The organism is Enterobacteriaceae bacterium Kacie_13 (genome assembly GCA_013457415.1).
Taxonomy (GTDB): Bacteria; Pseudomonadota; Gammaproteobacteria; order Enterobacterales; family Enterobacteriaceae; genus Rahnella.
This window is the reverse complement of the sequence record CP045665.1, coordinates 29,197-50,163: the sequence shown is the minus strand read 5'-3', so window position 1 is coordinate 50,163 and position 20,967 is coordinate 29,197. Positions and strand designations below refer to the sequence as shown.

19 protein-coding genes are annotated in these 20,967 nt (G+C 53.3%); 6 read left to right on the top strand and 13 right to left on the bottom strand.

Annotated elements, in window-relative coordinates; genetic code table 11:
* Positions 1 to 57: 57 nt before the first annotated feature.
* The 4 genes from fdhD (at position 58) to GE278_00210 (ending at position 4,734) form a co-directional block, all read left to right on the top strand.
* Positions 58 to 900: a formate dehydrogenase accessory sulfurtransferase FdhD gene (gene fdhD / locus GE278_00225; protein ID QLK59305.1), complete on the top strand. Its 843-nt coding sequence runs from the start codon at positions 58 to 60 to the stop codon at positions 898 to 900.
* A gap of 208 nt (positions 901 to 1,108) precedes the next feature.
* A complete protein-coding gene (sodA, locus tag GE278_00220; GenBank protein ID QLK59304.1) occupies positions 1,109 to 1,729 on the top strand; it encodes a superoxide dismutase [Mn] in 621 nt (206 codons plus the stop codon).
* 274 nt (positions 1,730 to 2,003) lie between these two features.
* Positions 2,004 to 3,947, top strand: a complete 1,944-nt coding sequence (locus GE278_00215) for a HAMP domain-containing protein (protein ID QLK59303.1) — start codon at positions 2,004 to 2,006, stop codon at positions 3,945 to 3,947.
* Between the two features lie 115 nt (positions 3,948 to 4,062).
* Positions 4,063 to 4,734: a 6-N-hydroxylaminopurine resistance protein gene (locus GE278_00210; GenBank protein QLK59302.1), complete on the top strand. Its 672-nt coding sequence runs from the start codon at positions 4,063 to 4,065 to the stop codon at positions 4,732 to 4,734.
* Positions 4,735 to 4,772: 38 nt separating this feature from the next.
* On the opposite strand, the gene GE278_00205 is transcribed toward GE278_00210, so the two are convergent.
* Positions 4,773 to 5,135: a YibL family ribosome-associated protein gene (locus GE278_00205; protein ID QLK59301.1), complete on the bottom strand. Its 363-nt coding sequence runs from the start codon at positions 5,133 to 5,135 to the stop codon at positions 4,773 to 4,775.
* A 165-nt stretch (positions 5,136 to 5,300) separates the two neighbouring features.
* On the opposite strand from GE278_00205, the gene GE278_00200 reads away from it, so the two are divergent.
* Entirely contained in the window at positions 5,301 to 5,723 is a 423-nt protein-coding gene (locus GE278_00200; protein ID QLK59300.1) for a hypothetical protein, read from the top strand.
* On the opposite strand, the gene GE278_00195 is transcribed toward GE278_00200, so the two are convergent.
* Complete coding sequence (locus GE278_00195; protein QLK59299.1) at positions 5,692 to 7,188, bottom strand: aminotransferase class I/II-fold pyridoxal phosphate-dependent enzyme; 1,497 nt, start codon at positions 7,186 to 7,188, stop codon at positions 5,692 to 5,694. The genes GE278_00200 and GE278_00195 overlap by 32 nt on opposite strands.
* Before the next feature lie 145 nt (positions 7,189 to 7,333).
* On the opposite strand from GE278_00195, the gene GE278_00190 reads away from it, so the two are divergent.
* On the top strand, positions 7,334 to 7,942 hold the full coding sequence (locus GE278_00190) for a LysE family translocator (GenBank protein ID QLK59298.1): 609 nt from the start codon (positions 7,334 to 7,336) through the stop codon (positions 7,940 to 7,942).
* Positions 7,943 to 7,947: 5 nt separating this feature from the next.
* Here GE278_00190 and GE278_00185 read toward each other — a convergent pair whose 3' ends face one another.
* The 11 genes from GE278_00185 to glyS all read right to left on the bottom strand — a co-directional run bounded on the left by GE278_00185 (position 7,948) and on the right by glyS (position 20,967).
* The gene (locus GE278_00185; GenBank protein ID QLK59297.1) at positions 7,948 to 8,496 is read right to left on the bottom strand and encodes an MltR family transcriptional regulator; all 549 of its coding nucleotides are present in this window, start codon (positions 8,494 to 8,496) and stop codon (positions 7,948 to 7,950) included.
* Positions 8,497 to 8,632: 136 nt separating this feature from the next.
* Positions 8,633 to 9,781, bottom strand: coding sequence for a mannitol-1-phosphate 5-dehydrogenase (locus GE278_00180; GenBank protein ID QLK59296.1), 1,149 nt, complete (start codon positions 9,779 to 9,781; stop codon positions 8,633 to 8,635).
* 121 nt (positions 9,782 to 9,902) lie between these two features.
* Positions 9,903 to 11,816: a PTS mannitol transporter subunit IICBA gene (locus tag GE278_00175; protein QLK59295.1), complete on the bottom strand. Its 1,914-nt coding sequence runs from the start codon at positions 11,814 to 11,816 to the stop codon at positions 9,903 to 9,905.
* A gap of 535 nt (positions 11,817 to 12,351) precedes the next feature.
* Positions 12,352 to 13,146 (bottom strand): thioredoxin domain-containing protein, encoded by a 795-nt coding sequence (locus tag GE278_00170; GenBank protein ID QLK59294.1) that lies wholly within the window; start codon positions 13,144 to 13,146, stop codon positions 12,352 to 12,354.
* A 114-nt stretch (positions 13,147 to 13,260) separates the two neighbouring features.
* On the bottom strand, positions 13,261 to 13,968 hold the full coding sequence (locus GE278_00165) for a nucleoside/nucleotide kinase family protein (protein QLK59293.1): 708 nt from the start codon (positions 13,966 to 13,968) through the stop codon (positions 13,261 to 13,263).
* Entirely contained in the window at positions 13,946 to 14,473 is a 528-nt protein-coding gene (locus GE278_00160) for a transcriptional regulator (protein QLK59292.1), read from the bottom strand. Before GE278_00160 ends, GE278_00165 begins: the two co-directional genes overlap by 23 nt.
* Before the next feature lie 41 nt (positions 14,474 to 14,514).
* On the bottom strand, positions 14,515 to 15,783 hold the full coding sequence (locus tag GE278_00155; GenBank protein QLK59291.1) for a zinc-binding dehydrogenase: 1,269 nt from the start codon (positions 15,781 to 15,783) through the stop codon (positions 14,515 to 14,517).
* Positions 15,780 to 17,183 (bottom strand): PTS mannitol transporter subunit IIBC, encoded by a 1,404-nt coding sequence (locus GE278_00150; GenBank protein QLK59290.1) that lies wholly within the window; start codon positions 17,181 to 17,183, stop codon positions 15,780 to 15,782. The genes GE278_00155 and GE278_00150 overlap by 4 nt, the downstream gene beginning before the upstream one ends.
* 30 nt (positions 17,184 to 17,213) lie before the next feature.
* The gene (gene cmtB, locus GE278_00145; protein ID QLK59289.1) at positions 17,214 to 17,660 is read right to left on the bottom strand and encodes a PTS mannitol transporter subunit IIA; all 447 of its coding nucleotides are present in this window, start codon (positions 17,658 to 17,660) and stop codon (positions 17,214 to 17,216) included.
* A gap of 328 nt (positions 17,661 to 17,988) precedes the next feature.
* Positions 17,989 to 18,711: a DUF3053 family protein gene (locus GE278_00140; protein ID QLK59288.1), complete on the bottom strand. Its 723-nt coding sequence runs from the start codon at positions 18,709 to 18,711 to the stop codon at positions 17,989 to 17,991.
* A gap of 186 nt (positions 18,712 to 18,897) precedes the next feature.
* Entirely contained in the window at positions 18,898 to 20,967 is a 2,070-nt protein-coding gene (glyS, locus tag GE278_00135) for a glycine--tRNA ligase subunit beta (protein QLK59287.1), read from the bottom strand.

Below are 20,967 nucleotides of genomic sequence, written 5' to 3'. Positions count from 1 at the left end.
GATACCCATTTTTTTTGTACGGCTTATGTAGCCGGAATGTTTATAAGGTTATTGCCAATGGATGTCCATCAAGTAAACGAACTGGGCAGAAAAGATGATAAAAAAGTGACTCAGATCATCGGAGCGCGCCAAAAACCGGTGATGCAGCGCACACATCTTGGTGAGCCAAAAGACGACTGGATTGCTGAAGAAGTGCCCGTTGCGCTGGTCTATAACGGGATTTCCCACGTGGTGATGATGGCCTCGCCGAAAGACCTTGAAGCCTTCGCGCTGGGGTTTTCGCTGTCGGAAGGGATCATTGAATCTGTCAGGGATATTCAGGGAATGGATGTGACGCCCAACTGCAACGGCATTGAAGTGAATATTGAGCTCTCGAGCCGCCGCTTTTCCGGGCTGAAAGAGCGTCGCCGCGCGATGGCCGGACGCACCGGTTGTGGTGTCTGCGGTATCGAGCAACTCGGCGACCTCTTCCGCCCGCTCGCCCCGCTGCCGTTCACCCAAACGTTTGAGCTGGCGAATCTGGATAAGGCGCTGAGTCAGCTTAAGTCCGTGCAGGAAATTGGCCAGCTGACAGGTTGCACACACGCTGCGGCATGGATTTCCCCGCAAGGGGAATTACTCGGCGGCTGCGAAGACGTCGGTCGCCACGTCGCGCTCGATAAAATGCTGGGAAATCGCGCCCGCCAGCCCGGCTGGAACACCGGCGCCGCGCTGGTCTCCAGCCGCGCAAGTTATGAGATGGTGCAGAAAGCCGCGATGTGCGGCATTGAAATTCTGTTTGCCGTCTCCGCAGCCACCACGCTCGCCGTCGACGTCGCCGAGAAGTGCAACCTGACGCTGGTCGGTTTCAGTAAACCTGGCCGTGCAACGGTGTATACGCATCCGCAGCGGCTGAGGTAGCCATCTAAGCACCCCGTGCCTTTAGACAATTTCAGATTCACTGCTGTTATCTGGTTCTAAGCCCCGTATAACAGGGGCTTACAAGTACCCGCACAAAGTGCGGAGCATAGATAATCATTTTCAATATCATTTAATTAACTATAATGATCCGACTGATTACGCGGTGCTCACAATGACGGTGCCGCCCTACACTATGGAGACGATGAACATGAGTTATTCACTGCCATCACTGCCTTACGCATACGACGCACTCGAACCGCATTTCGACAAAGAAACGATGGAAATCCATCACTCTAAACACCACCAGGCGTACGTGAACAACGCTAACGCTGCACTGGAAAGCCTGCCAGAACTGGCAAAACTTTCTGTTGAAGAGCTAATCGCGAACCTGGACAAAGTCCCTGCGGATAAGAAAGTCGCACTGCGTAACAACGCAGGTGGCCACGCTAACCACAGCCTGTTCTGGAAAGGCCTGAAAACCGGCACCACCTTACAGGGTGAACTGAAATCTGCTATCGAACGCGATTTCGGCAGCGTTGACGCATTCAAAGAGACTTTCGAAAAAGCAGCAACCACTCGTTTCGGCTCAGGCTGGGCGTGGCTGGTTCTGAAAGACGGCAAACTGGCCGTAGTTTCAACTGCTAACCAGGACAGCCCGCTGATGGGCGAAGCCGTTTCTGGCGCTTCCGGGTACCCGCTGTTGGGTCTGGACGTGTGGGAACACGCTTACTACCTGAAATATCAGAATAAACGCCCTGACTACATCAAAGCATTCTGGGATGTAGTGAACTGGGACGAAGCAGCAAAACGTCTGGCAGAAGCGAAATAATTTCGCACTGCCGCCCTTAACGGGCACGATGTTTTCGCCAATGGCGGGTCTGTGACCCGCCTTTTTTATGCGTGTTATATTTTGGATAACGTTACCCTGATCACCATAATCAAGTGAATCATTTTTATTTACTCCGCTTTTTTCCGACTTCTCTCTCATTTATCAAAAATACACCGCAGCCCCTATAAAGTTTATTTTTACTCCACCGATAGATTGTTCACAAAGGCGTTACAAAACCGCTAACTTTTGCAGGGATGTATTACGGAGAACGATTATGGGTAACGGCACGGGTCTTTCGCAGTGGATGAATAATCTCAAGGTCGGCACCAAACTGGGCCTCGGATTTGGGTTGGTGTTATTGATCGCCGCCGTGATCACCGTGGCGGGCATGGTCAAACTTAATGACATCAGCCAGCGCGCTGAGAAAGTCGATTTCAGCAATCAGATGAATGCGTTACTGAACGATGCCCGGCTGAGCCGCACGCTCTATCAGCTTAAGTACGACCCGGTCTATCTCCAGCAGAATCAGGAAAAAATCAACGCCCTGTCGCAGCTGGTCGCTCAGTCCAAAGGCAAACTGGAATGGGGTGCCACCAGCCAGGCCAATCTCGATCAGGTGCCGGTAAAAATCCGCGAATATCAGCAGGCGCAGGACGCGTTTAAAAAGGCCGTCGATAAAAAAGACGCCGTGCGCGCCAGCTGGAATCTTTCTGAAACAGAAACCGTGGTGAAACGCTTACAAGATCAGTTGCGTGTGGAAGACGCCGATCCGTCCATCCGCCTTTCTCTGGCCGAAGTGATTCAGAAACTGATCAGCGTGCGTTACGACGTACGCGGGCTGTTACTCAATATGGATAAAGAATCTGAAACCACGTTACTGAAGGCCATTGACGATACGCAGGCTAATGCCAAAAAACTGAACGCGCTGTTGCTGCCGAATCAGCAGGCTACACTGGCACCGCTGATGAGCGCACTGGCAGACTATAAAAGCCACGTCGTGGCCTATATGCCAGCCTATGAAGAAGAGCAAAAGAACTCGCAGGTGCTGTCGGTCAAAGCCAGTGAGATGAATACGCTGGTCGCGGAAATGTTCAAAAATGAGCTGGCAAATACGCATCTCGACATCAGCCGCGCACAGTTAATGATGATGGTGATAACGCTGACAGTGCTGCTGGCCGGGATTTTGATCGCATGGCGTATCACCCGTCAGATTACTCAGCCGCTGCGCGATACCTTGCATACCGCTGAATTGATCGCCAAAGGCGATCTGACCGCAGCCCATCCGACGACGCGTCGCGACGAGCTGGGTATGCTGATGAATGCAGTCTCAGCGATGAGCCAGAACCTCAGCACCATGATTTATGAAATCCGTTCGGGCGTGACGCAGGTTTCCCACGCGGCAGCTGAAATCGCCGCCGGAAATACCGATTTATCATCACGTACAGAGCAACAGGCCGCCGCCGTTGAAGAAACGGCAGCCAGCATGGAAGAGCTGAGTGCGACGGTGAAACAAAACGCCGATAACGCCCATCACGCCAGTAAACTTGCCAGTGAAGCCTCAGGCACCGCCACGCTCGGCGGCAAGCAAGTCAGCGACGTTGTCGACACCATGCAGCAGATTTCCGGCAGTTCTAAGCGTATTGCTGAAATTACGTCAGTCATCAACGGCATTGCCTTCCAGACTAACATTCTGGCGCTGAACGCCGCCGTCGAAGCGGCACGCGCCGGTGAACAGGGGCGCGGCTTCTCGGTCGTTGCCTCTGAAGTCCGCACGCTGGCGCAGCGCAGCGCGCAGGCCGCGAAAGAAATCGAAGGGCTGATCGCCGAATCGGTCGAGCGCGTCAATACCGGCGCGAAACTGGTGGAAAATACCGGCCGCACCATGCAGGACATCGTCAAATCGGTCTCGCACGTGCGCGATATTATGGGTGAGATTGCTTCAGCCTCTGACGAGCAAAGCCGCGGCATCAGCCAGATTTCGCTGGCGATCGTCGAGATGGACAGTACTACACAGCAGAACGCCGCGCTGGTTGAACAGTCTTCCGCTGCCGCAGACTCTCTGGAAGATCAGGCCGCCACGCTGACCCAGGCAGTATCGGTATTCCGTCTGGCGGACAATCGCAACATGCAGCACGCAACTGCCGCCAATGCCCTGCGCCGCCCGACGTTACCGCCAGTGCAGAATAAATCCAGCCAGGAAAACTGGGAAACGTTCTGATATTCCCTTTCGTCCGGCGTGCGTCTCCCCGACAGCGCGCCGGATGATTCTTCCTACTCACACCCTCTAATGCAGGTTATGCTGAGCTCAACGACTGATGAGTGGCGGAGACCTTATGCATTATCCCGACGTTTATATTGGTGCTATTGAGCAGTATCCCGGCTATTCCCCCAGTGCGATTGCCAAACGTCAGGTCAATGGCGGCATGGTGTTAACGCATCAGGGGCTGGAAGGCGATCAGCAGGCCGAAAAGTCTTATCACGGCGGAGCAGACCGCGCACTTTGCCATTTTCCACGTGAGCACTACGCCTGGCTGCGTCAGCAATTTCCTGAAGAAGAAGAGCGCTTTCATCCCCCGGCATTTGGCGAAAATTTGTCCACGCTGGGTATGACCGAAGAAAATGTCTTTATCGGCGATATCTTCCGCTGGGGCGAGGCGCTGATTCAGGTCACGCAGCCACGTGCGCCTTGCTATAAGCTGAACCATTTTCTCGACTGCAAAAATCTGTCGCCGTTACTGCAAAGCAGCGGGCGCTGTGGCTGGCTTTATCGCGTGGCAGGCACAGGCAATGTCAGCGGTGATCGTCCGCTGGAACTGCTGACGCGCAACAGCGACGTATCTGTAGCAGAAGCGATTTCCATCGCGTTCAACATGCCGTTCGATGAAGAACAGTATCGCCGCCTGATGTCGGCCGCAGGGATTTCTGCCAGCTGGAGCAAGACAATGCAGATGCGTCTGATGAACCGCAAGATTGAGGATTTTGGACGGAGATTGTTTGGGAAGTAGGGTCTTGCTCCTCCCCTGCGAAGGGGAGGAGCAAAAAATCAGAATGCTTTCTTAGCGAAACCGGTGACCACTTTCAGGCCCATTTCGCGGCCCAGCGCCGTCATCGGGTGAACCACCACAATGCCGCGTACGGTTTTCTTCAGCGTGCCCATATCAGCCTGTTCTTTCTTAGTGATTTCACGGCTGAAAGGCAGTTGCTCCAGCTTCTGCGCTTCGGTGCTGAGTTTTTTGACCCGCACATCTTTCAGGCGCGCGATTTCAGCGGCCAGCTTTTCTTTCTCTTCTTCGTGTTTAGCGATGAGATCAGAATTACCCTGCTGGATAACCGTTGGGTCTTTGTGATTCAGTGCGTCAAGCATGTCGCTGAGACGCTTGATCTCGGCTTTTTCAATTTCTTTCATGGTGACCAATTCGTGTAGTGAACAATTGGGGTAAGTGTAACAGCCCGATGCGCGAGATGCTCGATTTGTGGGGCATACATTTTCCTCTTAATACTTTCAGGATGTTTGCATCGGCATATCAGATTAAGGTGTGCGCCATTATTCTCCCTCATGGAAAGAGACATCATGAACCCAACATTCAGCCGCGATCACCGTCTGGAAATGCATTTAAACAACGGCATGTTCAATGGAAAACCGCTTTATATTCATTACACGTCTGCGCAAACCTTCCCCCAGATTATCAACAGCCGTTGTTTTATGGCCCGGCCAAATTATGACCGGCGCGGCGTCGCGGCCAAACCGGGTATCTATCTTGTGCGTAGCATACATGCCTTCAATGCCGAGAAAGCGTTTCAGCAACTGTTTCTCGGCGAAGCTAAATACCGCGACAGCGCTAAGTTCTGCTTCCTCTTTACCTTCAACAGCGATCCCCATTTAACCGGACATCCTGTTTCTGCCGGAAGCAGCGTTGAAGAACTGATCCATCCCGGAAACATCAGTTTTTCAAAAATTAATATTATTTATCAGGGAATGAATCCGTTCCTGTGACTTCCAGCCCAGGCGGTAAACCGCACATCTCGCAGGCGCGCTGACCAATGCGGATCATCGCCGAAATATAACGTGTGTCGAAGACATAGCAGCAGGATAACCGCAGGCCGTTGATATAACGCCCGCTCGGCGAATAGAGTTGCCCCGGCGTCATGCAGATTTTATCTTCCAGCAGTTGGCGGAATAAGGTTACGCAATTCACGCCAGGCGGGAAATCCACCCAAATAACAAAACCGCCCGACGGTTGCGTCGCACGCGTTCCCTGTGGGAAATGCTGAGCAATCAGCGCGCGTGCCTGCTCGACCTGTGAGGCATAGCGCCGGCGTAAGGCGCGCAGGTGATGGTCGTAACCGCCGGACTCCAGAAACACCGTCAGCGTTTGCGAGAGCAACGCAGATTCAGCCATCGACGACACCGCTTTCAGCTTATGCAGCTTCGCAGCGAAACGCCCGCCCTCCATCCAGCCGATACGAAAATCCGGCGCCAGGGTTTTCGTAAAACTGGTGCAGAACAGGATCCAGCCATCGCGATCAAAGGATTTCACCGCCGGAGAGAGCGTCGCGCCGAACTGAATTTCCGCGTATAACCCGTCTTCTATCAGCGGCACCTGATGATCGTTCATCATCCGCGCCAGCCGTTTTTTCGCGGCGAGCGGCATGGTAAAGCCCAGCGGATTTTGCGCCGTCGGCATGGCGATCACCGCGTTCAAGCGCTTTTCGGTGAGCAGCATGTCGAGGACATCCAGCGAAAGGCCCGTTTGCGGATCGGTCGGGATTTCCACCGCTTTCAGCCCGAGGCTGGCAAGCAACGGCAGCAGATAAAAATAGGTCGGCGTTTCCAGCCCCACGCTGTCGCCCGGTTTGGTGGTGACGCGCAGCGCCAACTGTAACGCTTCCATACAGCCGTGGGTAATGGTGATGTCGGTCGGTTCTAATATCATGCCCAGCGTCAGCGCACGGCGGGCAATTTGCTGGCGCAGCGGCGGATGCCCCGGCGGCAGGGCATATTGGCCGATCAGATTGGGCTGACGGCGCAGCAAAGACGACATAATGCGCCCCAGTTTTCCGCCAGGATAAAAGTCATTGGACTGCGGGCAGGCCAGCGACAGATTAGTGTAGGTCGGGTCGATTTGCGCGGCGAACACTTTGTCGATGAGATCCAGCACTTCGTCTGCCGGTTCAGCAGCCTGTGTGTGTTGCTGTTCCTGCGGCTGATGCTGCTCCAGCGCAGGCAGCGCCGCACGCACGTAAAAACCGGACTGCGGCCTCGCCTCGATAAACCCGCGATCTTCCAGCCGCCGGTACGCCGCAACCACCGTATTAATACTGACCGACCAGGTTTGCGCGCTGCGCCGCACGGAAGGCAAACGGCTGCCCGGTGCGAGCGTGCCACGGCGGATGGCTTCTGCCAGTTGCTCCGCCAACTGGTTATAACGGGTGTCGGTCAGATCTGCGGTATCAGTCATGGTGTCAGTTCCGTGAGAAATGGATGGGTACAGTTTTCATCATCTCAATCTGTAACCCTGACAATAGCGTATTTCTGGTTCTGTTACCCTTCCAGGTAACACTTTATTCTGGTTCTCTGGAATACAGGGGAGCAGGAAAACAAAAATGATAGATACCGCTTTTGTCAGTTATGTCACCGTGATGTCAATTACACCAGGCCCGAACAATCTGCTGCTGGCGGCTTCCGGCGTGAATTTCGGCCTGCGCCGAAGCGTGCCGATGATGCTGGGGATCACGCTGGGCTGCGTCGTGCAGTGTGCGCTGATGACTTCGATGCTGGCGATTTTACTGAGCTGGATGAACGCAGTCCGCCTGCCGATGGCCGTCGTCGGCTGTACGTATCTGTTCTGGTTGTCGTGGAAAATCTACCGTTCCGGCACGCCGAAAGAAGGTGAAAAACAACAACCAATGAACATGGTCGGCGGCGCGCTGTTTCAGGCCATAAATCCGAAAGCATGGCTGATGGCGACCAACGTGGCGATCCTGTTTACGCCGCCGGACGGCAATATGCTGCATCACACGCTGCTGATTTGCGTCGGCTTCGCGCTGATCAACCTGCCGTGCATTCTGGTGTGGGTGGTGATGGGTGACAGGTTACGTCAGGCGTTACGCGTAGAGTGGAAGCTAAAACTGTTCAATACCATCATGGGCGGCATGATGGCGCTCACCGCGCTGTGGCTGCTGGTCGGCGAAGTGCGTCATGCGATGATGTAACTACGTTATTTTTGTACGGGAGAAAGTCTTGAGGGCTGCTGGTTACTGATGTGGGCGATAAGGCCGGTCACGGAAAGCACCATGGTGGAGCGGACGATTTGCTGGTAACGCTGACGTTGCATGGCAATCAGCGATTCGTCGGCTTCACCGGGTTTCAGAAATGTCGGCGCTGGCGGTAACTCGGTTACGCAATGCAACTCTCCGAACGGCCCCAGAATTTCATCATCGGTAAAACGGTACTCTTCGCCGTCGTAATTGAGCTCTTCGCGCAGCGCCATCAATAATTCTGCATCTTCATATTCATGACGGCTGATGACACCCAGCGCATAGATAAGCTTAAGACGCACGGACAGATCACCCAGCGGACCGGTGCCGGTCAGCAACGGTTCGACCGCGTATTTCACCGCGTAATCGTCTTTACGGAAAACCTGTACCACCAGAATATCCAGCGCTTCGGCCAGTAATTCGACGGATGTCATCAGAAAGCTGCGAACGGTTTTACCCGCATTGAGCTTTTCGAGGACACGGTTTTCAAATGCCTGAGCTTTTTCCATTGGGCTTTCTTGCAATAAAGAACCGATGCTTTTAACGCCCTTGGCGTCATCCCTGAAACGCACATGTCGGGCAGTCACTGGCTGCCCGACAGGGCTTTCTTTGCCTGGTGTTGGCGAAATCAAAACGAACGCAGTATTAATGCATGGATTCGTAGATTTTTACGGCTTCGGCGACAACTTCGCCTTCTTCTGGCAGACCTGAAATCTGGGCCAGGGCGGCTTTTGGCCCGACTTTCTCCAGCAACTCTGCCAGTTCTTTAGCCTGCGGATCCTGCTCGCTACGATAACGCATTGCGGCAGCAATACCGATAACCAGATTGTTGTGCGGCAGGCGATATTCCTGCGTGCCCAGCAACGGTTTGATCAGACGATCGCCCGCGCTCAGTTTACGCAGCGGCTGACGGCCAACGCGTTCCACGTCATCGTGCAAATACGGGTTCTCAAAGCGTGAGAGAATTTTCTCGATGTATGCGCCGTGTTTTTGCGAATCGAAGCCATAACGGCGGATCAGCACTTCGCCACTTTCGACCATCGCGCCGCGAACGATCAGACGCACTTTCTCATCGAGGATCGCATCACGAATCGTTGCGTGACCGGCCTGCTGGCCGAGGTACGCGGTGATCGCATGACCGGTGTTGAGGGTGAAGAGTTTGCGCTCGACGAACGCCATCAGGTTGTCAGTCAGTTCCATACCGGCGATTTCCGGCAAAGTACCTTTGAACTGCGTTTTATCAACAATCCACTCACTGAAGGTTTCCACCGTCACTTCCAGCGGATCGGTAGTACCTGCTACGGCTGGCGGAACGATGCGGTCTACGGCGGAATCGACAAAGCCGATATGCGCTTCAACCCAGGCTTTCTCTTCTTCCGGCAGTGCGTTGAATACATGCTGTTTGAACTGGCTGGTGCCGCGCACCATGTTTTCACAGGCGATGATATTCAGCGGGGTTTCGTTGCCTTGCTGGTGACGCAGAACCAGACCTTTCGCGACGTTTGGCGCGATTTTTTCCAGTACGGTCGGGCCCACGGCGGTGGTGACTAAATCGACTTCGGCGATCAGGTTAATCGCATCCTGACCAGCGCTGTTGACGGCGCTGACGTTGCTGACCTGCTCAACGGTGGCCTGTTCGCCAACGACATGCACGTCATAGCCTTTACGGCTGTTCAGCGCATCCAGTAAAACAGGGCTGACATCTGCAAACGTCAGTTCAATCCCTGCATCAGCCAGTAATTTTCCGATAAAGCCGCGGCCAATGTTACCTGCGCCAAAATGTAATGCTTTCATAATATTTCCTTCAAATCGGGGGCTAACATGAGGTAAAGCTGGGGAGCCGCCCGGCTCCGAATCAACAAGCGGGTCTCGTAAGACCCGCTGAGTGACGCTCTACTATTTTGATGCTTAAGGCTTAACCGCGAAGAATGCTCAGGACTTCTTCGACGCTGGTGGTATTGGCCAGACGGTCAATCACGCCATCTTCATCGAGCGCAGTGGTCAGTTTAGTGATCACGTTGATGTGCTCATTATTACGTGCGGCGATGCCGATAACCAGACGCGCTGAGTCATCTTCGTCTTCACCCCAGCGGATACCCGCCGGATACTGGCAGAACACGATACCGGTTTTCAGCACACGGTCTTTCGCTTCGATGGTGCCGTGTGGCACAGCGATGGATTCACCCAGATACGTAGAGGTCAGCTGCTCACGGGCCAGCATCGCTTCAACATATTCTGCCTGAACATAACCGCCTTTCACCAGTTGCTCACCGGCGAAGCGGATCGCGTCTTCTTTACTGGTCGCCTGCAGGCCGAGGAAGATGTTGCTTTCGCTCATGCGGAACAGATTTTCGTTTTCAGTATCAGCCACGATGCTGTCGCCGAGCGTGGTGGTCACTTTCTCTTTGTACTGGCTGGCTTTGTTCACTTCAACCAGACGTGAAGTCAGGTCAGTGTACAGGCCGCTGTCGAGGAAGTTGGTCAGCGAAATATGCTGCGCATGCGGTACCTGACGCATGGCACGTTCAGTCAGGTCACGGTGCGTAATCACCAGGTCCACATCATCAGGCAGGTTATTGATTGCGCTGTTGGTGACGCTGATATTAGTCAGACCCGCATCCTGCACTTTCTTACGCAGAACACCTGCACCCATTGCGCTGGAACCCATACCGGCGTCGCACGCTACAATGATTTTACGCACGGTAGACAAGTCGCCTGCCACACCGGTTGCAGCAGGTTTTCCGCCTTTAGATTCGGCTTTCATATCCTGCATGCGACGTGTTGCTTCGTCCAGATCGTCGCCTTCTTTCGCTTTGGTGGTTTTCAGCAACAGCGCAGAGACCACGAAGGATACCGCAAAAGCTGCCACGATAGCCGCGATGTTAGCGAAGTAAGCACCTTTTGGCGTCATCGCCAGCACAGCCAGAATAGAGCCTGGGGAAGCCGGAGACACCAGACCACCGTTCAGCAGAGTCAGAGTGAATACGCCGGTCATACCACCGAGGATAACCGCCAGCAGCAGACGTGGGTTCATCAGAACGTATGGGAAATAAATTTCGTGGATACCACCCAGGAAGTGGATGATTGCCGCACCGCCGGCAGATTGCTTGGCACTGCCACGACCGAAGAACATGTACGCCATCAGGACGCCCATACCCGGACCTGGGTTCGCTTCGATCAGGAAGAAGATAGATTTACCGGTTTCAGTCGCCTGCTGGATGCCCAGTGGAGAGAAGATACCGTGGTTAATGGCGTTGTTGAGGAACAGGATTTTCGCCGGTTCGACAAAGATAGAGGCCAGTGGCAACAGGTTATGAATAACCATGATGTGCACGCCTGCTGCCAGCACTTTAGACAGCGCCTCTACCAGCGGACCGATAGCCAGGAAGGCGAGGATCGCCAGCAGCATACCGATAATACCGGCTGAGAAGTTGTTAACCAGCATCTCAAAGCCGCTTTTGATTTTACCGTCAACCCAACGGTCAAAGCGCTTGATACACCAGCCGCCCAGCGGGCCACCAATCATCGCACCAAGGAACATCGGCATATCCGCACCGACAATCACACCCATAACGGTGATTGCGCCGACCACACCACCGCGATCACCGCCCACCAGACGACCACCGGTGAAACCGATGAGCAGTGGCAGGAGATAAGTGATCATCGGGCCAACCAGTTTCGCTAATGTTTCATTAGGGATCCAGCCGGTAGGAATGAACAGAGCGGTAATGATACCCCAGGCGATGAACGCGCCGATGTTGGGCATTACCATGTTACTCAGGAAGCGACCAAAGTTTTGAACTTTGATCTTAACGTCTGGTGAAAACATAAAACGCACCCCTATTGATACGCGCTGACAATAGAGCGCGTGATATCAGTTAATTATCGGTGACGGTTAATTCGGTTTTATATGCCACGGCTTTAAAAATCCGTCCGTCGAATTGCTGTCTGCGAGGCGGACTCTACCACGTGATTATAGTCACCGCGTACCCACCCGGCACCCCGTGACGCGGATCACACCTATTGACCCATCACCCCCTGCATTTAGGTGATCGCGATCACAAATACCCCCTGTAACCCGGCTACACTGACGATAATTTCGCCACTACGGCGCTAAAAGCGTGACTTAAATCACCTTTTGTTAACGAGTCTTTATCATAAAAATGTGATACTTATCACAAAGTATTTTTTGCCGGACTTGTGTATTTCGCTTAAAAAGCATTCAGACGTGTCGCAGCAGCACAGGAATGAGTTTACGGGGGAGATGTTGAAAGAAAATTACAGGGGACAGGAAACACAAACGGCGAGCAGACAGACAGCCCGCCGTTTTATTTAGAACACTATTTAGAACACTCTTTGAAGAATTACTTCCCGCCCTGCGCTTTTACGATAGCGGCCTGCAAATCGTCGGCGGACACTGCGCCCGGCAGAACAGTGGTATTTTCTGCGGTTGCGCCGCTGGTTGGCATCACCACAAAGCCCGGAGTGCCGCTGAAACCAAGCGTGCGTGCGAGTTCGTCGTTGGCGGCGATGGCTTCGTGGGTGGCTTTACGTTGTACCTCGGTCGGCTGCGTGGCTTTGGCGGATTTCACTGCACCGGCGATATCCGCTTCAGTCAGTTTTCCTTCGTCATGGCCTGTACGGTAAATACTGTTGTGGTAATCGAAATACGCCTGCGCGCCCTTCTCTTTCCACACCGCCATACCGGTTTCAGCGGCAGTGATTGACGGTTTCCAGCGGTCGCCGAAGATTGGCCACTCTTTGAAGACAAAGCGCACATTTGGATTGGCTTTCACCGTTTGCTCGACCACTGGTGCCATGCGACTACAGTACAGGCATTGATAATCGAAGAATTCGACGAACGCAACTTTGGCGTCTTTCGGGCCATAACTTGGGGTCGCCGGATCGCTGGTGAGTTTTTCAGCGTTGGCCAGCACCGCGCTCAGGGTTTGTTGCTGTTGCTGATCTGCCTGCTGTGCCTGCAATTTCTGGCTGACCTGCACCAGAATTTCCGGGTGCTGAAGCATGTAATCTGCTGCGATCTTACCGATAGCCGCCTGCTGTGCAGGAGTGAAATCTGCGGTGGCGCTGTCGGCCGCAGAAGCCAATGTCGGTGCCAGCACCAAAGCAGCCAGCAAAGTCATCGTCTGACGTTTCATCAAAAATCCTTAAAGTGAATACGGGAAAAACGGACAGTTGCCATCAAAAATAGAGGAATTTTACCGGCTTTGCAGGTTAAAAATTGTCATTTTTTATAAATCCCGCCGTCACTATCACTCAAAATGAAACGCGCCATCGCCCGACATTTGCAGCGTGATATCTGCCTGACGGCTATCCCTCAGAACCCGCGCCACATTGGGTCCGTCCGTGGCAGCGTAAAAATCACCGGCCCGGGCAGGCGTCAGTCCACCGCGGATTTTACGTTCAATGAGACGACCGCGCAGGACTTCCGGACTGGCACGAATAAAGACGCTCAGATCGCAATTTTCTGTCAGTTGCCGCCAGCCGTCATCGTCAAGCAGCAGCCAGTTTCCCTCGACGACCAAAACAGGCGCGGTAACATGGATCGCGCCTTCGACCGGCTCATGCAGCGTGCGGCTGTACTCCGGCCAGCGGCTTCCCGGCTCGCGTAAAGCGATCAGTGCGTCCCGCAATTTGGTCACATCAAACGTCTGTGGTGCGCCTTTACGCTGACGCAAGTTGTGTGCGTCCAGCCAGTCATTGCGATGATGGAAACCGTCCATCGGCAGGGTCTGCAAAGGGACTAAATCCGGCGTTTCATGAGAAAGCTTTTGCCAGAATGCGGAAAGCGTCGATTTGCCGGTGCCGGGCGGCGCAACCAGAAACACCACCAGCGGGCGGTTAAGCAGGCGCTGCTGTGAAGAAAAACGTTGAAGAAGGGGAAGGTGTAGTTGTTCGATATCTTCGTCGGGGAAAAACGCCTGCGTGGTCAGTCCGTTAATCGTCAGCGTTACGTTCATAGGTGAGTTCCTTGAGTAAATCCGTCACCGCCAGCGACAGCGCTGTCCTCACCAAATTGCCATAACGTGCATTATTGAATATCTCAAAACCGGCAAATTTCATTTTCTCAATGGACTGAAACATCAACAAATTACCCGTCACACAACGTAGATTCTGGATAAATTCATAAACTCTCTCTTCATGAAATTCCACAATCTCTAAATTCGTTTTCAGGTGCTCGTCCATCTGAGAAAAAAGCAAAATATCTGCATAAACCGATTTTTTGATTTTCCCCAAGGCATAAATGAGCCTCAGGGAAACATCAATATTGTCCAGCGGGCCGGATTTAGCGAGTAAAGGTTTCACAGCAAATTCACGGATATCCTCGTCATTATTAATAAAAAGCTGAGGGAGGAACTGTTTAATACCGCTGAGTAAAATGACATTGGCGGCATCCAGAAAATCATTGAGATTCGTCTGGCTGGAGAGCGTCTCCAGCACCTGATCTTCAGTGAGTACAGTCATCCTTCCCTTAGCCAATTCAGTAATGAGATGAATCGATCATATTACAGCCCGGTGGAAACACCAAAGTGGCTGAGCAACGCCTGCTCCGCCTTCGCATTCCACACGCCGTGCGTTGGCGCCACCAGTTCGGCCAAACGTGCAAACAGCGGGTCACTTTTACCCAGTTCGGCAAAGTCGTCGATGGCCGTCAACGGCATGGAAATTCCGTTATAGATAAGCTTTTTACCACCGGGAATATCCGGCAGATTGAGCACGGTTTCCGGCACGGCATCCAGCCCGCCGATGTGAGTGATCATATAGGAAGGCTGGATACGCCCCGCAGCCGTGAGTGCCAGCGCCTCCTCCATATCACCGGTCGATCCGCCCGAGGTGCCGACAATGTGCGTCGAGGAGTAGTGAACATGATAGAAATTGAAGGGAACGCTGAAATTTTTATCGGTCGGCCCGGCAAAGAAGTTCAGACAACCGTCTTCTGCCAGCAGGGCATCGCCCAGTTCGATCACTTGTGCGACGGCAGCGTAAACAAACACGTCATCGAATCCGTGGCCGCCGGTCAGTTCCCGCAGATGAGAAGCGGGATCTGACAACGTTTTGCTGTTGATGTAGACCAGCTCAACGCCTTTTTCCGCCGCCATGTTCACTGGCAATAACTGCTCTGCCCGCGCCAGACGCTGTTCATCAATATCGACCACCACCACGCGCGCAGGCTTCACATTGCCGTTAATCGCGTAATCAATCGCACCAATCCCCATCGGTCCGGCACAGGCCAGCAGCGCCAGATTGCCCCCGGCTTTGATACCCATCTGATGTTCATACACATACTGGGTGGTGTGATAACTGGCGTGGTACGCGCCGATAATGCAGCACATCGGTTCGGCCAGCGAGGCGGCGGCAAAATAACGCCCTTCGTACGGGAGAACGCAACCCAGATCGATCGCCAGTTTGGGGATGATCATATACGTCGCGTTGCCACCAAAGGTTTCGTAACTGTAACCGGCGGAATACCCGCTGGGCAGCCCCATCGCCGGTTGCAGCACGAAGCGTTTTCCCGCTTCAAACCGGTTCCTGAGATTTTTGCCCACCTGCACAATCACGCCCGCGCATTCGTGCCCCGTTACCGCCGGATGGTCGGCGATATCTTCAGGTACGCGTTTATGTTCACCGCCCAGCAAAGCGGCTTTGTAAGTCGAGAGGCAAACGCTGTCCGACACCACGCTCACCAGCAGTTCGTCATCGGTGATTTCCGGCAGTTCAAATTCACGGAGTCTCACATCTTTTTTACCGTAAATGGCGGCGACTTTGGTTTTCATGCTGTTGCTCCTTGCTGAACCGGGGAAGTGATATCGGCAAACAACGCATCAAGCGCCGGGTCGCCGAGATAATTTTTAATCAGGATTAATGGACGATCGGTAACGCGCTGAGCACGGCCTTCAAGGCTGGCATGGGTAACAATGATGTCGGCATTGGCCGGAATGTTTTCGATGGAGTAATGCTTCACCTCAATTTCGTAACCGGATTTTTGCAACTTCTTGCGAAATGTTGTCGCACCCATCGCGCTCGACCCCATTCCTGCATCGCACACGAAAGCGATTAACCGGATAGTGGCGGCCACAGGCTGCACCGTGCTTTTTCCTTCGGCTTTCCGCTTTTTGCTGGCAGCCTGAGAATCCGCAAAATTGTCTTCCGCAGGCGATTTATCAAATTTCAGAATGGCGGAGGCAACCACGAAAGAGACAACTGTCCCGGCCAGCACGCCCGCGCAGGTTCCCATAAAGCCCCCGCGCGGCGTCAGAGCCAGATAGGCAAAAATAGACCCCGGACTTGGCCCCGCCACCAGCCCTGCGCCAAAAAGTTCGAAAACATAAATGCCGGTCATGCCACCCGCGATCATGGCGATAATCATCAGCGGTTTCATCAGCACATACGGGAAATACAGCTCGTGAATGCCACCGAGAAAATGAATGATCATCGCGCCGGGCGCAGATTTCTTACTCAGCCCTTTGCCGAACAGCGAAAATGCCAGCAGCATACCCAGACCGGGGCCGGGATTTGAGGCCACCATGAAATAAATAGATTTTCCGGCGACGGCGGTGTCCTGCATACCCAGCGGATAGTAAACGCCCTGATCGATAGCGTTATTCAGGAACAGCACTTTGGCCGGTTCGTTAATGACTGACAGCAGCGGCAGATAACCGGTCGCCACCAGCGCTTCAATCCCTTCTTTCACCACATTATTGGCGGCCATCACCGCCGGGCCGATCACTTCATACGCCAGCAGGCAAAGCAGCATGCCGAGAATGCCGAGAGAGAAGTTATTGATGACCATCTCAAAGCCCGCCGGAATACGCTTCTCGAGCGCCTTATCGACCACCCTGATGACATATCCGCCCAGCGGCCCCATCACCATCGCGCCGATAAACATCGGAATATCCGCCCCGACAATCACGCCCATCGTGCCGATACCGCCCATCACCGCGCCGCGTTTTCCGCCAATAAGATGGCCACCGGTAGAACCAATCATCAGGGGTAATAAATAGGTGATCATCGGCCCGACAAGCTGACCGAAGTGCGGATTAGGCGTCCATCCGGTAGGGATAAATAACGCCGTAATAAAACCCCAGGCAATAAACGCGCCTATATTGGGAATAACCATTGCAGTGAGAAAGCCGCCAAAAGCCTGCACTCTGGCGCGCATAGATTTATTAGCCATATTAAAATCCTGTGTGATGTTAGGATAAAACTAATAATGCTGAATGATATTAATTAATTCCTCCGTGCTCTTTGCATTGAGGAGTTGATCAATAACGTCATCTTCACAAAGCATTTCACTTAACGCCTGAATCGCCTCAATATGTGAATCAGAATCTTTCGCGGATAATCCGATAAGCAACCGAACCGGCGGACTTTCAGCTTCAAAGCTGACGCCCTGGCGCAGCAGTGTCAGGCTTAGCGCCGTCTGCAACGCGCCGCACTCCGGCCTTGCATGAGGCATGGCAATGCCGGGCGCGAGCAAATAATAAGGCCCGATTTCCGTTGTGGTATCTTTTATGGACTGAATATAATCCGCAGTAATATATTTTCTTTGTAGCAGGTTTCTCATCGATAAATCTATCGCCTGCGACCAGTCTTCCGCCGATGGATATATGGCAATACTTTCACTGTCGAAAAAATCCATTAATGATGACATTATTTATCCTTATTTTTATCGATGAGAATTTATATTCCTGAGCATATTCTCTGAAAGGGATTTAATCAAACCGGCAGGGATTTGTGATCAACATTATAAAAATGACGATCGCAATAATAAAACCCGACATGGATCACACTGAGGGGATTAATTTCAATTAATTAGAATAAATGCAACAGCCTGTTTGTGAACAACCCCACAAAACATGTTTTTATATTATTATTCATTTTTGTGACGGTCGTCTGATTGGCGTTATTGCGTTTGGTTTTCTCCCATAAAAAAGCCACGCATGGAGGCGTGGCTTCTGTTCATCACATCGTAAACAGGCTTAGTTACTGAAATCACCCTGCGCGACTTTCTGCGCCTGAAGCAATGTCTGCTGCTTACCCACCAGATTCGACATCATAGTGTTGTACTGCGTCGCTTGTTGCTGCGTCGGGAACTGCACGCCGCCGTTGGCAAAGGCGACCTGAGTGCCCTGCTGTTGCAGGTAGTCGCCAACGGAGACGATATCCTGCGTGAAGCTTTGCAGTGCAGGCACCAGCGGTGTCAGCGTGTTAGCAGGCTGAGTCACCACGGTGCTATATACCTGGCTGTAAACCGCTTTCAGATCGTCTGGCTGCTTAAGTGCGGCCATCGCGGTATCGGCTTTGGTTTTGGAATCACGCAACTGTGCATTCAGCAGGCTCAACGTGCTGGCCGCCTGTTGCAGCGCACCGCGCTGGGTGATGTAATCCTGCGGCGTGCGCACCTGACCGATGGCATTAACAACCGGCACGAAGCTGCCGTCGACGGCGCCTTTCATCTGACGAGAGAATGACAAAATAATACCGTAGTCATTCGCGTAATTACCAAAACGTTGTTTCTGATCTTCACTCAGCGATGGCAGGTTTTGCCCGCTGCGCATCACGGTATTTTGCAAATAATCGATAAAGGCTTTGCGTTGTTCCGGTTCTTTATCGCCGCATGCAGTGAGCTGAAACACTACCAGCAGTGCGATAAACGGCGCCAGCCAGCGAGAAAATGCACCGCTTCTGATCCCTACAGCCATGAGTCCTGACTCCTGATTTCAATGTTCTTTTACCGGCAAGTTCCCTGCCGAGTTTATGCATTCCATGCGGGTTATAGGATAGAACAATTGGGGGGAGAACGCTTTTTAAAAAAGCGGAGAAATTGGCATCTGACAGCGAGTCTTCCTCCTCCGCCTGCGAAAGGGGAGGAGGAAAAAGTCACCCGCTTACTGAAGCAGCGAAATATCCGCTACCTGCAGGAATAACTCCCGCAGCTTAGATAACAACGTCAGACGGTTAATACGCACCGCTTCGTTCTCATCCATCACCATCACCGTATCAAAGAATTTATCCACGGTTTCACGCAGCGCAGCCAGTTCGACCAGCGCTTCTTTATACTGACCGGCAGCAAACAGCGGCTCGAGTTTATCGCGCAGAACCACCAGATGCGTCGCCAGTTTCAGCTCGGCAGGCTCTTTCAACACCGAGGCATGAACATGATCGAGCAGAACGTCGGTGGATTTCGCCAGAATGTTGGAAACGCGTTTGTTGGCCGCAGCCAGCGTTGCCGCTTCATCCAGCGTTCGGAAGTAGCTCACCGCTTTAACACGGGCATCGAAATCAGCCGGTTTGGTCGGACGACGCGCCAGCACAGCCTGAATGGTATCGACTGCATGACCTTCTTCCTGATACCACGCGCGGAAACGACCGAGCATGAAATCAACCACTTCATCGACAACCTTGGTGTTGGTCAGCTTGTCGCCGTACAGACGCACCGCTTCTTCAGTCAGGGTTTGCAGATCGAGCGTCAGGTTTTTCTCGACGATGATACGTAACACGCCAAGCGCTGCACGACGCAGTGCGAACGGGTCTTTATCACCTTTCGGATGTTGCCCGATGCCGAAGATACCGGCCAACGTGTCCATCTTGTCGGCGATCGCCAGCGCACACGCCACCGGGGAAGCAGGCAAGGCATCGCCCGCAAAACGTGGCTGATACTGCTCGTTCAGCGCAACGGCGACTTCTTCCGCTTCGCCATCATGACGTGCATAGTGCATGCCCATCACGCCCTGCGTGTCAGTGAACTCGAAGACCATATTGGTCATCAGGTCGCATTTGGACAGCAGACCGGCGCGTTTAGCGTTCTCCACGTCGGCACCGATTTTATCGGCAATCCAGCCAGAGAGGGCTTCGATGCGATCGGTTTTGTCACGCAGCGTACCGAGTTGTTTCTGGAACATCACGGTTGCCAGACGCGGCAGATTATCTTCCAGACGTTTTTTGCGGTCGGTCTTGAAGAAGAATTCAGCATCGGCCAGACGCGGGCGAACCACTTTCTCGTTACCGGAAATAATTTGCTGTGGATCTTTCGACTCAATGTTGGCTACGAAGATGAAGTTCGGCAGAAGTTTGCCCGCGGCGTCGTACACCGGGAAATACTTCTGGTCGCCTTTCATGGTGTAAACCAGGGCTTCAGCCGGAACCGCCAGGAATTTTTCTTCGAATTTCGCAGTCAGAACGACCGGCCATTCCACCAGAGACGCCACTTCTTCCAGCAGGCTTTCGCTCAGATCGGCGATACCGCCAATCTCTTTCGCTGCTTTCTCGGCATCACGTTTGATGATGGCTTTACGTTGCTCGTAATCAGCGATGACTTTGCCGCGCTCCAGCAGGATCTGCGGATACTGATCGGCGTTGTCGATGGTAAATTCCGGCTCGCCCATGAAACGGTGGCCACGGATAGTACGCGCGGAATCGATACCGAGAATTTTCGCCGGGATCAGCTCATCGCCCAGCAGCAGGGTTACGGTGTGAACAGGACGCACGAACTGCACGTCGGAATCGCCCCAGCGCATCAGTTTAGGAATCGGCAGTTTGGACAGCGACGTGGCGATCATCGCAGGCAGCAGTTGTTGTGCGCTTTCGCCTTTAACGTGCGCGCGGTAAACCAGCCATTCGCCCTTGTCCGTGACCAGACGATCGGCCTGATCTACGGTGATACCACAACCACGAGCCCAGCCTTCCGCGGCTTTGCTTGGTTTGCCTTCGGCATCAAATGCCTGAGAAACCGCAGGACCGCGTTTTTCTACTTCGCGATCGGCCTGAGATTCATGCAGGGCAGAGACTTTCAGCGCCAGACGGCGCGGTGCCGCAAACCATTTGACGTCGCCGTGTGGCAGATTCGCCGCATCCAGCTCCGCAGTCAGGTTAGCCGCAAAAGATTCAGCAAGGCTGCGCAGAGCCTTCGGTGGCAGTTCTTCCGTGCCGATTTCCACCAGAAATGTTTTTTCAGTCAT

Bases quoted from the DNA above. Each gene is read 5' to 3' on its own strand.
- fdhD (QLK59305.1), top strand. From the start codon at position 58: ATGGATGTCCATCAAGTAAACGAACTGGGCAGAAAAGATGATAAAAAA.
- sodA (QLK59304.1), top strand. From the start codon at position 1,109: ATGAGTTATTCACTGCCATCACTGCCTTACGCATACGACGCACTCGAA.
- GE278_00215 (QLK59303.1), top strand. From the start codon at position 2,004: ATGGGTAACGGCACGGGTCTTTCGCAGTGGATGAATAATCTCAAGGTC.
- GE278_00210 (QLK59302.1), top strand. From the start codon at position 4,063: ATGCATTATCCCGACGTTTATATTGGTGCTATTGAGCAGTATCCCGGC.
- GE278_00205 (QLK59301.1), bottom strand. From the start codon at position 5,135: ATGAAAGAAATTGAAAAAGCCGAGATCAAGCGTCTCAGCGACATGCTT.
- GE278_00200 (QLK59300.1), top strand. From the start codon at position 5,301: ATGAACCCAACATTCAGCCGCGATCACCGTCTGGAAATGCATTTAAAC.
- GE278_00195 (QLK59299.1), bottom strand. From the start codon at position 7,188: ATGACTGATACCGCAGATCTGACCGACACCCGTTATAACCAGTTGGCG.
- GE278_00190 (QLK59298.1), top strand. From the start codon at position 7,334: ATGATAGATACCGCTTTTGTCAGTTATGTCACCGTGATGTCAATTACA.
- GE278_00185 (QLK59297.1), bottom strand. From the start codon at position 8,496: ATGGAAAAAGCTCAGGCATTTGAAAACCGTGTCCTCGAAAAGCTCAAT.
- GE278_00180 (QLK59296.1), bottom strand. From the start codon at position 9,781: ATGAAAGCATTACATTTTGGCGCAGGTAACATTGGCCGCGGCTTTATC.
- GE278_00175 (QLK59295.1), bottom strand. From the start codon at position 11,816: ATGTTTTCACCAGACGTTAAGATCAAAGTTCAAAACTTTGGTCGCTTC.
- GE278_00170 (QLK59294.1), bottom strand. From the start codon at position 13,146: ATGAAACGTCAGACGATGACTTTGCTGGCTGCTTTGGTGCTGGCACCG.
- GE278_00165 (QLK59293.1), bottom strand. From the start codon at position 13,968: ATGAACGTAACGCTGACGATTAACGGACTGACCACGCAGGCGTTTTTC.
- GE278_00160 (QLK59292.1), bottom strand. From the start codon at position 14,473: ATGACTGTACTCACTGAAGATCAGGTGCTGGAGACGCTCTCCAGCCAG.
- GE278_00155 (QLK59291.1), bottom strand. From the start codon at position 15,783: ATGAAAACCAAAGTCGCCGCCATTTACGGTAAAAAAGATGTGAGACTC.
- GE278_00150 (QLK59290.1), bottom strand. From the start codon at position 17,183: ATGGCTAATAAATCTATGCGCGCCAGAGTGCAGGCTTTTGGCGGCTTT.
- cmtB (QLK59289.1), bottom strand. From the start codon at position 17,660: ATGTCATCATTAATGGATTTTTTCGACAGTGAAAGTATTGCCATATAT.
- GE278_00140 (QLK59288.1), bottom strand. From the start codon at position 18,711: ATGGCTGTAGGGATCAGAAGCGGTGCATTTTCTCGCTGGCTGGCGCCG.
- glyS (QLK59287.1), bottom strand. From the start codon at position 20,967: ATGACTGAAAAAACATTTCTGGTGGAAATCGGCACGGAAGAACTGCCA.